This window comes from Alterinioella nitratireducens (assembly GCF_013155465.1).
Lineage (GTDB): Bacteria > Pseudomonadota > Alphaproteobacteria > Rhodobacterales > Rhodobacteraceae > Alterinioella > Alterinioella nitratireducens.
In genome coordinates this window covers 91,181-104,430 of sequence record NZ_JABJVX010000010.1, presented here as the reverse complement: position 1 = coordinate 104,430, position 13,250 = coordinate 91,181, and the positions used below count along the sequence as shown (strand labels likewise).

The window sequence follows — 13,250 nt, the reverse complement described above, 5'->3', positions numbered from 1 at the left end:
GGTTCGTTCCTTCCTCCTTTGAACACCGACACCCTACACGAGCGGCGGCGGGAGGGGCGGGCCATCCATAAAGGGGGGACCACATGCAGGCGGATTACGTGATCATCGGGTCGGGCTCGGCCGGGGCGGCGCTGGCTTACCGGCTGTCGGAAAGCGGCAGGCATTCAGTGCTGGTGCTGGAGTTCGGCGGCTCGGATTTCGGCCCCTTCATCCAGATGCCCTCGGCGCTCAGCTATCCGATGAACATGCGCCAGTATGACTGGGGCTTTACCTCGCAGCCCGAGCCGAATTTGGCGGGCCGCCGCCTGGCCTGTCCGCGCGGCAAAGTCGTCGGCGGCTCGTCCTCGATCAACGGCATGGTCTATGTGCGCGGCCATGCGGGCGATTTCGACCATTGGCAGGATCAGGGCGCGACCGGCTGGGGCTATTCGCATGTGCTGCCCTATTACCAGCGGATGGAAAACTGGCACGATTGCGGCCATGGCGGCGATCCGGCCTGGCGCGGGCATGACGGCCCGCTGCATGTGACGCGCGGGCTGCGCAGGAACCCGCTTTTCCGGGCCTTTGTCGAGGCCGGACGGCAGGCGGGCTATGAGACCACCGACGATTATAACGGCGAAAAGCAGGAAGGCTTCGGCCCGATGGAGGCCACCGTCTGGAAGGGCCGCCGCTGGTCCGCCGCCAATGCCTATCTGCGCCCCGCGCTGAAACGGCCCAATTGCCAAATGATCCGCTGCCTCGCCCGCCGTGTGGTGATCGAGGAGGGGCGCGCCGTGGGCGTCGAGGTGGCGCGCGGGGGCAGGGTGCAGGTGATCCGCGCGAACCGGGAAGTCATCATTTCGGCCTCCGCCATCAATTCGCCGAAACTCTTGATGCTGTCGGGCATCGGGCCTGCCGCGCATCTGGCCGAACACGGCATCGACATTGTCGCCGACCGTCCGGGCGTGGGGCAGAACCTGCAGGATCATCTGGAGATCTATTTCCAGCAAGCCTGCCTGCAACCGATCACGCTCTACCGGTACTACAACCTCTGGGGCAAGGCGCTGATCGGGGCGCAATGGCTCTTTACCAAGCGCGGGCTCGGCGCGTCGAACCAATTCGAATCGGCGGCTTTCCTGCGCTCGGCCCCCGGTATCCGCTACCCCGATATCCAGTTCCATTTCCTGCCCCTCGCGGTGCGCTATGACGGCCAGACCCCTGCCGAAGGTCACGGCTTCCAGGCCCATGTCGGCCCGATGCGCTCCAAGTCTCGCGGCGCGGTGACACTGGCTTCCGTCGATCCCGCAGCGCCGCCCGAGATCCGCTTCAACTACATGAGCCACCCCGACGACTGGTCCGAGTTCCGCCGCTGCGTGCGCCTGACCCGCGAGATCTTCGCCCAACCCGCCTTCGACCCCTATCGCGGCACCGAGCTTCTGCCCGGCGCGCAGGTTCAGAGCGATGCGGAGATCGACGCCTTCATCGCCGAACACGCCGAAAGTGCCTATCACCCCTGCGGCACCTGCAAGATGGGCGCGGCGGATGATCCGATGGCCGTGGTCGACCCCGAAACCCGCGTCATCGGGGTCGAGCGTCTGCGCGTCGCCGACAGCTCGATCTTTCCGCGTATCACCAATGGCAACCTCAACGCGCCCTCGATCATGACCGGCGAGAAAGCCGCCGATCACATCCTGGGGCAGGGGATGCTGCCGCCCTCGAACAAGCGCCCCTGGGTGCATCCCGATTGGCAGACCACCGTCAAGGCGGCAGGGTAGCGCCAAGTCTGGACGCGGGCGCAATTCTGGCCCAGAACCGGAACCAATGACCGACGATCGCGCAAATCCCGCCCCCTGCTGCCCGGCGAGCGGCCCGAAAGGCCCCCCGGCGCCGACGCGCGCCTTGCGTGGCGGCAGCTATCCGGGCGACCTGGCCGATATTCCCGGCGGCCCCGCCCTGGTCGGCACCGATGCGCCGCAGATTCCCATCGACAGCGAGGGCCCCTTGCGGCGGGTCAAGCTCAAGCCCTTCCGCATCGGTGTGACGACCGTGACCAATGCCGCGTTCCGCGCCTTCATTGGTGCCACGGGCTACCGGACCGAGGCCGAGCGTTTCGGCTGGTCCTTTGTCTTCCACGCCCAGGTGCCCGAGGCGGTCGGCCCGACCGAAGGCGTCGCGGGGGTGGAATGGTGGCGGCGGGTCTTTGGCGCTACGTGGGCCGCGCCGAACGGGCCGGGAACGGAAGATGCCTGCCTGCCGGATCACCCCGTGGTGCAGGTCTCGTGGAACGACGCGCGGGCCTATGCGGGGTGGGTCGGCGGGCGGCTGCCTACTGAGGCCGAATGGGAACACGCCGCGCGCGGGGGCTCAGGCGATCTGCGCTTTCCCTGGGGCGAGGCTGAGCCCGACGACACCGACACGCTGCCCTGCAATATCTGGCAGGGACGGTTTCCCGACCTGAACACCGGGGCGGATGGCTACATCACCACCGCGCCTGCGCGCAGTTTCGCACCCAATGGCTACGGGCTCTACAACATGGTGGGCAATGTCTGGGAATGGACGGTCGAGCCCTACAAGGTCCGGTCGATGCGCAAGGAGGCAAAGGCCCATATGGCCGCGCGCAAGGGCTACAAGCTGCTGAAAGGCGGCTCGTTCCTCTGCCACCGCTCCTATTGCTACCGCTACCGCATCGCCGCACGCACCGGCAATTCGCCCGACAGCACCACGACGCATCAGGGCTTCCGGGTGGTGTTCGACGGGTAGCGAGATGTCACCGGCGCGGAATCAAGGCCGTAGGCCGCCGCGCCATCGCCGTCACGCCCCCTGGGGCGGCGATTGGGTGAAGGCAGCACGTCCACTTGAGGTCATTCGGAAAACGAAGGATAAAGTGCATCACAACACCGGAGCATCGCCACCCCGCGTGACGGCGATGGCGCGGCATTAAAGCCAGCCTCACCCCCAGTCCATCACCACCTTGCCCGCCTGACCCGAGAGCATCGCGGCGAAGCCGTCCTCATACGCGTCGATCGAGATCCGGTGCGTGATGAGGTCCGTCAGGTCCAGCCCCGATTGCACCAGCGCGATCATCTTGTACCAGGTCTCGAAGATCTCGCGGCCATAGATCCCCTTCACATGCAGCATCTTGAAGATGACGCTGTTCCAGTCCACGGCGAACTCGGTCGGCGCAATGCCCAAGAGCGCGATCTTGCCGCCATTGTTCATCCGCGCAATCATCTGGCGCATCGCATCCGCCGCGCCCGACATCTCAAGGCCCACGTCGAAGCCCTCGGTCATGCCGATTTCTTCCATCACGTCGCGCAGGTTTTCCTTTGCCACATCGACCACATATTGCACCCCCATCTCGCGCGCCAGCGCCAGCCGGTAGGGCGCGATATCGGTGATCACCACCTTGCGCGCGCCGACCTTCTGCGCCACCAGCGCGCCCATGATGCCGATGGGGCCCGCGCCGGTGACCAGCACATCCTCGCCGACCAGATCGAAGCTGAGCGCGGTGTGAACGGCATTGCCGAAGGGATCGAAAATCGCCGCGATCTCGTCGGGGATGTCGTCGGGGATCGGCACCACATTGGCCTCGGGGATGCAGAGATATTCCGCGAATGAGCCGGGCCGGTTGACGCCCACGCCCTTGGTGTTGCGGCACAGATGCCCGCGCCCCGCGCGGCAGTTGCGACAGATGCCGCAGGTGATATGCCCCTCGCCCGAGACCCGCTGGCCGATCTCGAACTTCACCGCAGCCGCACCCCGGTCGACGATCTCGCCGCAGAACTCATGGCCCACGACCATCGGCACCGGCACCGTCTTGGCGGACCACTCGTCCCATTTCCAGATATGCACATCGGTGCCGCAGATGGCGGATTTCCTGACCTTGATCAGCACCTCGCGGGGGCCGGGTTCGGGCACGGGGACGCGCTCCATCCACAGCCCCGCCTCGGGCTTCGCCTTCACCAGCGCCTTCATTTCGTTGCTCATTGGATCAACCCCATGTCGCGGCCCACCTCGATGAAGGCGTCGATCGCGCGGTCCAGCTCCTCGCGGCTATGGGCGGCCGACATCTGGGTGCGGATGCGGTCCTGGCCCTTGGGCACCACCGGAAAGCTGAAGGGGGCCACATAGACGCCCTTGTCATCCAGCCGCTTGGCCATCTCCTGCGCCTTTTTCGGGTCGCGCAGCATGACCGGGATGATCGGATGTTCGCCCGGCAGCAGGTCGAACCCCGCGCCTGCCATTCGCGCGCGGAAATGCGCGGCGTTCTGCATCAGCCGGTCGCGGCGGTCCGTCGAGGCCTCCAGCATGTCCAGCACCTTGATCGAGGTCGCCGTGATCACCGGGGCCAGCGTGTTGGAGAAGAGATAGGGGCGCGAGCGTTGGCGCAGCCATTCCACCACCGGCCCTTTCGCGCTGGTATAGCCGCCCGAGGCGCCGCCAAGCGCCTTACCGAGCGTGCCGGTGATGATGTCCACCCGGTCCATCACGCCGCAATGCTCCGGGCTGCCGCGCCCGGTTTCTCCGATGAACCCGACCGCGTGGCTGTCATCGACCATGACCATCGCGTCATATGTGTCGGCCAGGTCGCAGATCGCCTCCAGCTTGGCGATATATCCATCCATCGAGAACACGCCATCTGTCGCGATCATGCGGAACCGTGCGCCTGATGCGGCCTGCAACTGCGCCTCCAGCTCGGCCATGTCGGAATTGGCGTAGCGGTAGCGCTGTGCCTTGCACAATCGCACCCCGTCGATGATCGACGCATGGTTGAGCGCGTCCGAGATGATCGCGTCCTCCGGCCCCAGAAGCGTCTCGAACAAGCCCGCATTTGCATCGAAGCAGGAGGAATAGAGGATCGTGTCCTCCATCCCCAGGAAGGCGGAGATCCGGCCCTCCAACTCCTTGTGCACCGATTGCGTGCCGCAGATGAAGCGCACGGACGACATGCCGTAGCCATAGCGCTCCAGCGCCTCCTGCCCCGCCGCGACAAGCTCGGGATGGTCCGACAGCCCGAGGTAGTTGTTGGCGCAGAGGTTGATCACCTTGTGACCGGAGGCCAGCGCCACGGTGCCCGCCTGCGGCGTGGCGATGATGCGCTCGGTCTTGAACAGGCCCTCCTCGCGGACCGCGTCGATCTCGGCTGAAATATGGGCGATGAAGGCGTCGGACATGGGCGGTGACCTCGGGACGGGGGGGAATCGCCCCCCACCATCGTGCATTTGCGCCGCCTTGTCAGGCCCCGCGCATTGCGCCTACGGTCCGGGCCGAAGGGGAGGGGCGCGCCATGACGATCTACAATCTCGGCTCGATCAATATCGACCATGTCTACGCGATGGAGCGCCTGCCCAAGCCGGGCGAGACCCTTGCAGCGACCGACCTGACAACGGGACTTGGCGGCAAGGGCGCGAACCAGTCGATTGCCATCGCGCGGGCGGGCGGGCAGGTGGTCCATATCGGGGCTATCGGGCCGGAAGGCGGCTGGACGCGGGACGCGTTGCGCGAAGCCGGGGTTGATACGGAGAATTTGCGCGAGGTCGCCACCCCCACGGGCCACGCGATGATCACGGTGGATCGCGCCGCCGAAAACGCCATCGTCCTCTTCCCCGGTGCCAATCGCGAGATTGCCGAGGATCAGATCGCACAGGCGCTGGCCCCCGCTGCCCCTGGCGACTGGCTGCTCTTGCAGAACGAGACCAATGGTGGCGCGTTTGCCGCCAGGCTGGCCCGCGACGCCGGGATGCGGGTGGCCTATTGCGCCGCGCCGTTCGACCGGCAGGCGGTGGCCGGGATGCTGCCACTGACCGATCTGCTGTCGGTCAACGAGGGCGAGGCGGCGGCGCTGGAGGCGGCCTTGCCTGCCGAGGCGCTGGCAGATGTCGCGCGTCTGGTGACCTACGGCGCGAAAGGCGCGGCCCATATCGACGGCGACAAGTGGCAGGGCGTTGCGGCCTTTCCCGTCACGCCCATTGACACCACCGGCGCGGGCGACACGTTCCTGGGCTATTTCCTGGCCACCATCGACACCGGAAAACATGTGCCCGAGGCCCTGCGCCTGGCCTCTGCCGCCGCCGCGCTGCAAGTCACGCGCAAGGGCGCCGCCGAAGCCATTCCGACCCGCGCCGAGGTCGATGCCTTCCTGGCCCAACGCGCCTGATCAGCCATTGACCAGGAAGGGCGCGAGGCTGTCGGTGAAGGCGTCGATGAAATCCAGCACGATGGGCGTGCGCGAACCGGTCGCGGGGCGCAGCACCGTCAGCCGGTGATGGATCGCGGGCTCGAACGGGCGGATCAGCAGCCGGTCGCGGTAGCCTTCCGCATCCAGCGCGCTGACCACCGAGGCGCCGGTGCCCTCGGCCACCATGGTGCAGGCGGCGGTGAACTGGCGCACCTCGACCCAGGAATTCAGCGCCACGCCGGCCGTTGAAAAGGCCCGCGCGAGCCGCTGGTAGAACCGGCTGTCGCGGCGCGTGTGGATCAGTTTTTCTTCCGCCAGATCATGCGGGGTTATGGTCGCGCGCTCCGCCAGCGGATGACCCATCGGCAGGATGCAGACCGAGCGCATCAGAAGGTCCTGGCTTTCGGTCGCGGGATGGCCCGCGAAGCCGTCGGTGATGCCGCAATCATATTGCTCGCCGATGATCCATTCCAGGATGCGCTCGGGGCGGTCGGGCTCCAGCGTGACGGTGACGCCGGGGCGGGTGGCCAGGAACCGGACCAGCAGTTGCGGCAGGTGGCTGGTGGCAAAGCCCGGCAGGCAGGCGATGCGGATATGGCCGCCGGTGCGTTCCGTCAGGTCGCGGCGCAGATCCTCCAGGTGGTCCAGCCCGTCCAGGATGCGCTTGACCTCGGCCAGCAGGTAGCGCGCTTCGGGCGTGGCCACCAGCACGCCCTGTCGGCGGTCGAACAGCTCGAACCCCACCGAGCGCGCGAAATCCGACAGGAGGCGGCTGACCGCGGGCTGGCTCACGCCCAGATGCTTTGCCGCCTTGGTCACGTTGCCGGTCTCGGCCACGGCCTGGAACGCCTCCAGTTGCCTGAGTTGAAATTTCATCGTCCCGCGCACCCTTGCCCTTGCATCCGTCCTGCGATGTCTCATAACACAGTGTTATGCAACTATCGCAGAAATTTCACTTGAATTATTCTGCGTATGGCCGAAAGTGTGGCCACAAAATATGACATTTCTGCCAGGGAGACATGAAATGACCTTCACCAAGACATTGCTGACCAGCACCGCGCTTGTCGGTATGATGGCGGGCGCCGCGGCGGCCCAGACCGAAATCAACTGGTGGCACGCCATGGGCGGCGCCAATGGCGAGCGGGTGGACCGCATGGCCGAGGAATTCAACGCGATGCAGGACGAGTTCGTCCTCGTCCCCACCTACAAGGGCAACTACACCGAGACCATGACCGCCGCCATCGCCGCCTTCCGCGCCGGTGAGCAGCCGCACCTGGTTCAGGTCTTCGAGGTCGGCACCGCCACCATGATGGCCGCCGAGGGCGCGATCTACCCGGTCGAGCAGCTGATGGAAGACGCAGGCGAGCCGTTCGACGGCGGTGATTTCCTGCCCGCCGTGGTTTCCTATTACCAGACCCCCGAGGGCGAGCTTCTGTCGATGCCCTTCAACAGTTCCTCGCCGGTCCTGTGGTACAACGCCGACGCGCTGGAGGCCGCCGGGGTCGAGGTGCCCACCACCTGGGCCGAGGTCGAGGCCGCCGCCGCCGCCCTCGTCGATAACGGCATGGAATGCGGGGTCTCCTTCGGCTGGCAGTCCTGGGTGATGATCGAGAACTTCAACGCCTGGCACAACCTGCCCACCGGCACGCAGGAAAACGGCTTTGCGGGCTTCGATACCGAACTGGTCTTCAACAGCCCCGAACTGGCCGCGCGCCTCGATCGCATCGCCGCGATGTCCGAGAACAACCATTTCGTCTATGGCGGGCGCCGGGGCGACAGCCTGCCGATGTTCACCAATGGCGAATGCGGCATGTGGATGAACAGCTCGGCCTATTACGGCTCGATGGTCGACCAGGCCGATTTCGAGTTCGGCCAGACCATGCTGCCGCTGGACACCGACATCGCCGACGCGCCGCAGAACTCGATCATCGGCGGTGCGACGCTCTGGGCGCTGCAAGGCCATGAGGCGGCCGATTACGAAGGTGTCGCGGCCTTCTTCACCTATCTCTCCTCGCCCGAGGTGCAGGCCTGGTGGAGCCAGGAAACCGGCTATGTGCCGATCACCACGGCGGCCTATGAACTGGGCCAGGAGCAGGGCTTCTACGCCGACAACCCCGGCACCGACACCGCCATCCAGCAGCTCAGCCTGAACGAGCCGACGCCCAATTCGCGCGGCATCCGGTTCGGCAACTTCGTGCAGATCCGCGACGTGATCAACGAAGAGCTTGAGGCGCTCTGGGCCGGTCAGCAGACCGCACAGGAAGCCCTCGACCGCGCGGTCGAACGCGGCAACGAGCTTCTGCGCCGCTTCGAGCGTTCGGTCAACTGATCCTCTGATCCCGGCCCGGCGGCCCCTGTCATGGGGTCGCCGGGCCACATCCACGTCCTGCCGCCCCCCCCTGAGGTCAGATGCTCAAGCGCGTCCATTTCCCCACATCGCTGCTGCCCTACCTTCTGGTGGCCCCGCAGATCGCCATCACGCTGATCTTTTTCATCTGGCCGGCGTCCCAGGCGCTCTACCAGTCCTTCCTGGTCGAGGACGCGTTCGGCCTCTCGACGGAATTCGTCTGGTTCGAGAATTACGCCTACCTGATGACCGACGACCAATATCTGAACGCCTTTGGCCGCACGATCTTCTTCTCGGCCGCCGTGGCCTTCATCTCGATGTCCATGGCGCTGGTGCTGGCGGGTTTCGCCGACCGCATCATTCGCGGCGCGACCACCTACCGGACGCTGCTGATCTGGCCCTATGCGGTGGCCCCGGTGCTGGCCGGGGCGCTGTGGCTCTTCATGTTCAACCCGACCATCGGCATCTTTCCCTATCTGCTGGATTTCGTGGACTACAACTGGAACCACTACCTGAACGGCGGCGAGGCGATGTTCCTCGTCATCATGGCCGCCGCGTGGAAGCAGATCGCCTATAATTTCCTCTTCTATCTCGCCGCGATGCAGGCGATCCCGCGCTCGATCACCGAGGCCGCCGCCATCGACGGGGCGGGGCCCATCCGCCGCTTTGTCACCATCATCTTCCCGCTGATCTCGCCCACCACCTTCTTCCTCTTGGTCATCAACGCGGTCTATGCCTTCTTCGAGACCTTCGGCATCATCCACGCGGTCACGCAAGGCGGCCCGTTCGGATCGACCACGACGCTGGTCTACAAGGTGTTCTCGGACGGGTTCATCGGCCTCGATCTGGGTGGGTCGGCGGCGCAATCGGTGATCTTGATGATCCTCGTCATTGCCATGACCGTGGTCCAGTTCCGCTTTGTCGAGAAAAGGGTGCAATACTGATGGTCGAACAACGCCCCCTCCTTGCCATCGCGGCCCATATCATCCTGCTACTCGGGGTCGCCATGGTGGCCTTTCCCGTCTGGATCACCTTCGTCGGCGCCAGCCACGAGGCCGAGCGGATGCTGCAATCGCCCATCCCGATGTGGCCCGGCGACCAGTTCTTCGTCAATTTCCGCCAGACCATGTGGGGCTCGGGGCTGGAGGGCACACAGACCGCGCCGGTCTACATGATGCTGTTCAACAGCCTCGTCATGGCGATGATGATCGCGATCGGCAAGATCGCCATCTCGCTGCTGTCCGCCTTCGCCATCGTCTATTTCAAGTTCCCCTTCCGCATGGGGTTCTTCTGGATGATCTTCATCACGCTGATGCTGCCGGTCGAGGTCCGCATCCTGCCCACCTTCGAGGTTGTCGCCGACCTTGGCATGCTCAACAGCTACTGGGGCCTGACGGTGCCCCTGATCGCGTCTGCCACCGCCACCTTCATGTTCCGGCAGGTCTTTCTGACCATCCCCGACGAGATGCTGGAAAGCGCGCGGATCGACGGGGCCGGGCCGATGCGCTTTTTCTGGGACATCCTGATCCCGCTCAGCCGCACCAATATCGCCGCACTATTCGTGATCCTCTTCATCTATGGCTGGAACCAGTATCTCTGGCCGCTCCTGATCACCACCGACACAGAGATGATGACCATCGTGGTCTCGATCAAGCAGATGCTGGAAGCCGCCGAACAATCCCCGCAATGGAACATCATCATGATGACGGCGCTTCTGGCGATGCTGCCGCCGATCCTGGTGGTGATCGGAATGCAAAAGCTCTTCGTCAAAGGGCTGACCGAGACCGACAAATAGGAACCCTGCCCAGATGGCGAATATCTCCCTCAATTCATTGACCAAGAAATACGGGTCCACCGAGGTGCTGCACCATATCGAGGCCGAGATCGAGGATGGCGAGTTTGTCGTCATCGTCGGCCCTTCTGGCTGCGGCAAGTCCACGCTTTTGCGCATGGTCGCGGGGCTGGAAAGCGTGACCTCGGGCGACGTGATGATCGGCGGGAACCGGGTCAACGATCTGGAACCGGCCAACCGCGACATCGCGATGGTGTTCCAGAATTACGCGCTCTACCCGCATATGTCGGTGCGCCAGAACATGGCCTACGGGCTGAAAATTCGCGGCAAACCGAAAGAGGAGATCACGCGGAGGGTCGAAGAGGCCGCCGATATCCTCGAAATCGGCGCCTATCTGGACCGCAAGCCGCGCCAGCTCTCCGGCGGTCAGCGCCAGCGCGTCGCCATGGGCCGCGCCATCGTCCGCGACCCGCAGGTGTTCCTGTTTGACGAGCCGCTGTCCAACCTCGACGCCAAGCTGCGCGTGCAGATGCGGCTGGAGATCCGCAAGCTGCAAAAGCGCCTCGGCGTGACCTCGATTTTCGTCACCCATGACCAGGTCGAGGCGATGACCCTGGGCGACCGGCTGATGGTGCTCAATGGCGGCTATGTCGAACAGTTCGGCACCCCGATCGAGCTTTATGAGCGTCCGGCCTCGGTCTTCGTGGCGGGCTTCATCGGCAGCCCCGCGATGAACTTCATCGCCGGCCATTCCGATGGTGGCGACCTGATCCTGCCGGGCGGCGCGAAAATCCGGACAAACCTGTCAAGAAAAGCTGACATTCTTGTCGGAATCCGCCCCGAGCATCTCGTGCGCAACGACGAGGACGGCGCGATTTCGATGCAGGTCGAGGTGCTGGAACATCTGGGCGGTGTCACGCTTCTGCATGGGCCATTGGAGGGCAGTGACCAGCAAATCGTGGCCAGCCTGAACGGCATATCCGTGGTCGAGGTCGGTGAAACCGTGCGCTTTGACGCGCCCGAGCGCGCCCTGCATCTCTTTGATCCCGCAACGGAAAAGCGGATCGAGGCGTAATTCTTCCGATGTCCGACCCGCTTGCCCCCCTGCGCAAGGCCCCCGGTCTGGTTCGCATCCACGGCCATCGCGGCGCGCGCGGGGTGCTGCCGGAAAACACCCTGATCGGGTTCCGGCATTGCTTCGATACCGGGATAGAAATCGTCGAGATCGACGTGCTGATGACTGCCGACAATATCCCTGTCCTGACCCACAACCCCCGCCTGATGGCCGCCGCAACCCGCCTGGACGGGCGCTGGCTGGAGGGCGAGGGGCCCGCCATCCGTGGCCTCTCGCTGGCGGCGTTGCAGGCGCATGATGTGGGCGGGTTGCGGCCAGACACAGCATATGCGGGGCACTACCCCGACCAGGCGTTTCTCAGCGGCGTCTGCGTGCCGACATTGGCCGACCTCGCCGCGCTGGTCAGCACCGCGCCTTACGCCGATTGCTGGCTCAATATCGAGATCAAGAGCAACCCGGCCCACCCGGAACACACGCCGCCGATTGCAGATTACGTGGCGGGCGTGCTTTCGGTTTTGCAGCGCTTCCCGCTGGGAAACCGCGTGATCGTGCAGAGTTTCGATTGGAGAATCCTGAAGGAACTCAAGCGGGTAGCCCCCGAAATCCCGCGCTCGCACCTGTCCTATCTGGACCGCGAGACCCCGCCGATGGACCCCAATATCCTTGACGGCTCGGAGTGGATGGCGGGTGCCTCGCGCAGCGACGCGGGCGGGTCGCTGCCCGACCTCATTGCCGATCTTGGCGGCGCGGTCTGGTCGCCTTATCATACGGATATCACGGCAAAAGAAGTTGCCCGCGCGCAAGAAAGGGGCCTCATCGTCAATGCCTGGACGGTGAATACGCCCGAGGAGATCAACGCCGCCATTGACGCGGGCATCGACGGCCTGATCACCGATTACCCGGCCCGCGCGCAACGTCTGCTGCTGGCCCGTGGCCTCAGCTGGCGCGACGATATTCATGCGTGACATCACCGCAGATTGGGCCTTCGCCCGTTACGAGGCGATCCGCCCGCGTGCGCCTGCGGCCACGTTCTCGGCCTCCTCCCGCCGTGCCGCGCATCTGGGCGAGGTCGCGGAACAAGTCGATGCCTTCATCCTCGACGCCTTCGGTGTGCTGAACCGGGGCGAGACCGCCATCCCCGGTGCCATAGACCGCATGAGAGAGCTTCGCGACCAAGGTAAGCGATTGATCGTGCTGACAAATGCCGCTAGCTACACGAAGGCCGAGGCTGTGGAAAAATACGCCCGGCTCGGCTTCGATTTCAGCGCGAAGGAGGTGATTTCCAGCCGCGACGTGGCCTTTGCCCTCCTGCCGCCTTTGCCGGATGGCACGATCTGGGCCGCCGCCGCCGCGCCGGAGGACAGGTTCGACGATAGCCCCGTGCCTCTGCGTCGTGTGCAGGATGACCCGCGCCTCTTCGACAGTGCGGGCGGCTTTGTCCTCCTGTCCAGCACGGGATGGGCTGATGCCGAGAACGAGCGTCTTATCAAAGCGCTACGCGATGATCCGCGGCCCTTGATCGTCGCCAATCCCGACCTTGTCGCCCCGCGTGAGGACGGTTTGACCCTGGAACCCGGCCATTTCGCGGAAGCCATCGCCGAGGCCACCGGCCTCGCGCCGCGCTTTTTCGGCAAACCGCATCGCAATGCGTTCGACGCGGCCCTTGCGCGGCTGCGTGGCATCCCGAGATCGCGCATCGCCATGGTCGGCGACACGCTGCACACGGATGTTCTGGGCGGTGCGGCGGCGGGGCTGAAAACCGTGCTGATCACCGATCACGGACTGTTTCGGGGGCGCGATGTGGGCCCTTACATCACGCGTTCGGGCATCGTGCCCGACTGGATTGTACCGACGACCTGATGGGCCGCACAAGCGCTCG

Annotated in this window: 12 protein-coding genes; 9 read left to right on the top strand and 3 right to left on the bottom strand. The window is 65.0% G+C overall.

Annotated elements, in window-relative coordinates:
• The first annotated feature begins 83 nt into the window (after positions 1 to 83).
• Both betA and HNS34_RS15725 read left to right on the top strand, forming a co-directional pair.
• Positions 84 to 1,754 carry a choline dehydrogenase gene (gene betA, locus HNS34_RS15730; RefSeq protein ID WP_172321051.1) on the top strand — a complete coding sequence of 557 codons (1,671 nt, stop codon included), beginning with the start codon at positions 84 to 86 and terminating at the stop codon, positions 1,752 to 1,754.
• 46 nt (positions 1,755 to 1,800) lie between these two features.
• A complete protein-coding gene (locus tag HNS34_RS15725) occupies positions 1,801 to 2,739 on the top strand; it encodes a formylglycine-generating enzyme family protein (RefSeq protein ID WP_172321050.1) in 939 nt (312 codons plus the stop codon).
• 189 nt (positions 2,740 to 2,928) lie between these two features.
• Here HNS34_RS15725 and tdh read toward each other — a convergent pair whose 3' ends face one another.
• Both tdh and HNS34_RS15715 read right to left on the bottom strand, forming a co-directional pair.
• Positions 2,929 to 3,954 (bottom strand): L-threonine 3-dehydrogenase, encoded by a 1,026-nt coding sequence (gene tdh / locus HNS34_RS15720; protein WP_214647506.1) that lies wholly within the window; start codon positions 3,952 to 3,954, stop codon positions 2,929 to 2,931.
• 8 nt (positions 3,955 to 3,962) lie between these two features.
• Positions 3,963 to 5,153, bottom strand: coding sequence for a glycine C-acetyltransferase (locus tag HNS34_RS15715; protein ID WP_172321048.1), 1,191 nt, complete (start codon positions 5,151 to 5,153; stop codon positions 3,963 to 3,965).
• Between the two features lie 113 nt (positions 5,154 to 5,266).
• Here HNS34_RS15715 and HNS34_RS15710 point away from each other — a divergent pair, with 113 nt between their 5' ends.
• Positions 5,267 to 6,136, top strand: coding sequence for a ribokinase (locus tag HNS34_RS15710; RefSeq protein WP_172321047.1), 870 nt, complete (start codon positions 5,267 to 5,269; stop codon positions 6,134 to 6,136).
• On the opposite strand, the gene HNS34_RS15705 is transcribed toward HNS34_RS15710, so the two are convergent.
• A complete protein-coding gene (locus tag HNS34_RS15705; protein ID WP_172321046.1) occupies positions 6,137 to 7,033 on the bottom strand; it encodes a LysR substrate-binding domain-containing protein in 897 nt (298 codons plus the stop codon).
• Positions 7,034 to 7,181: 148 nt separating this feature from the next.
• Between HNS34_RS15705 and ugpB the strand changes: the two genes are divergently transcribed.
• From ugpB to HNS34_RS15675, 6 genes are all read left to right on the top strand, one after another.
• The gene (gene ugpB, locus HNS34_RS15700) at positions 7,182 to 8,486 is read left to right on the top strand and encodes a sn-glycerol-3-phosphate ABC transporter substrate-binding protein UgpB (protein WP_172321045.1); all 1,305 of its coding nucleotides are present in this window, start codon (positions 7,182 to 7,184) and stop codon (positions 8,484 to 8,486) included.
• Positions 8,487 to 8,566: 80 nt separating this feature from the next.
• Positions 8,567 to 9,448: a sn-glycerol-3-phosphate ABC transporter permease UgpA gene (gene ugpA / locus HNS34_RS15695; protein WP_172321044.1), complete on the top strand. Its 882-nt coding sequence runs from the start codon at positions 8,567 to 8,569 to the stop codon at positions 9,446 to 9,448.
• Positions 9,448 to 10,299: a sn-glycerol-3-phosphate ABC transporter permease UgpE gene (ugpE, locus tag HNS34_RS15690; RefSeq protein WP_172321043.1), complete on the top strand. Its 852-nt coding sequence runs from the start codon at positions 9,448 to 9,450 to the stop codon at positions 10,297 to 10,299. The genes ugpA and ugpE overlap by 1 nt, the downstream gene beginning before the upstream one ends.
• Before the next feature lie 13 nt (positions 10,300 to 10,312).
• Positions 10,313 to 11,371, top strand: coding sequence for a sn-glycerol-3-phosphate import ATP-binding protein UgpC (locus HNS34_RS15685; RefSeq protein ID WP_172321042.1), 1,059 nt, complete (start codon positions 10,313 to 10,315; stop codon positions 11,369 to 11,371).
• Positions 11,372 to 11,379: 8 nt separating this feature from the next.
• Positions 11,380 to 12,336, top strand: coding sequence for a glycerophosphodiester phosphodiesterase (locus HNS34_RS15680; RefSeq protein ID WP_172321041.1), 957 nt, complete (start codon positions 11,380 to 11,382; stop codon positions 12,334 to 12,336).
• Positions 12,329 to 13,231 (top strand): HAD-IIA family hydrolase, encoded by a 903-nt coding sequence (locus HNS34_RS15675; RefSeq protein WP_172321040.1) that lies wholly within the window; start codon positions 12,329 to 12,331, stop codon positions 13,229 to 13,231. The genes HNS34_RS15680 and HNS34_RS15675 overlap by 8 nt, the downstream gene beginning before the upstream one ends.
• The last annotated feature ends 19 nt before the right edge of the window (positions 13,232 to 13,250 follow it).

What these genes read in the sequence shown, in the direction of transcription:
- betA (WP_172321051.1), top strand. Translation starts at nt 84, where the DNA reads ATGCAGGCGGATTACGTGATCATCGGGTCGGGCTCGGCCGGGGCGGCG.
- HNS34_RS15725 (WP_172321050.1), top strand. Translation starts at nt 1,801, where the DNA reads ATGACCGACGATCGCGCAAATCCCGCCCCCTGCTGCCCGGCGAGCGGC.
- tdh (WP_214647506.1), bottom strand. Translation starts at nt 3,954, where the DNA reads ATGAAGGCGCTGGTGAAGGCGAAGCCCGAGGCGGGGCTGTGGATGGAG.
- HNS34_RS15715 (WP_172321048.1), bottom strand. Translation starts at nt 5,153, where the DNA reads ATGTCCGACGCCTTCATCGCCCATATTTCAGCCGAGATCGACGCGGTC.
- HNS34_RS15710 (WP_172321047.1), top strand. Translation starts at nt 5,267, where the DNA reads ATGACGATCTACAATCTCGGCTCGATCAATATCGACCATGTCTACGCG.
- HNS34_RS15705 (WP_172321046.1), bottom strand. Translation starts at nt 7,033, where the DNA reads ATGAAATTTCAACTCAGGCAACTGGAGGCGTTCCAGGCCGTGGCCGAG.
- ugpB (WP_172321045.1), top strand. Translation starts at nt 7,182, where the DNA reads ATGACCTTCACCAAGACATTGCTGACCAGCACCGCGCTTGTCGGTATG.
- ugpA (WP_172321044.1), top strand. Translation starts at nt 8,567, where the DNA reads ATGCTCAAGCGCGTCCATTTCCCCACATCGCTGCTGCCCTACCTTCTG.
- ugpE (WP_172321043.1), top strand. Translation starts at nt 9,448, where the DNA reads ATGGTCGAACAACGCCCCCTCCTTGCCATCGCGGCCCATATCATCCTG.
- HNS34_RS15685 (WP_172321042.1), top strand. Translation starts at nt 10,313, where the DNA reads ATGGCGAATATCTCCCTCAATTCATTGACCAAGAAATACGGGTCCACC.
- HNS34_RS15680 (WP_172321041.1), top strand. Translation starts at nt 11,380, where the DNA reads ATGTCCGACCCGCTTGCCCCCCTGCGCAAGGCCCCCGGTCTGGTTCGC.
- HNS34_RS15675 (WP_172321040.1), top strand. Translation starts at nt 12,329, where the DNA reads ATGCGTGACATCACCGCAGATTGGGCCTTCGCCCGTTACGAGGCGATC.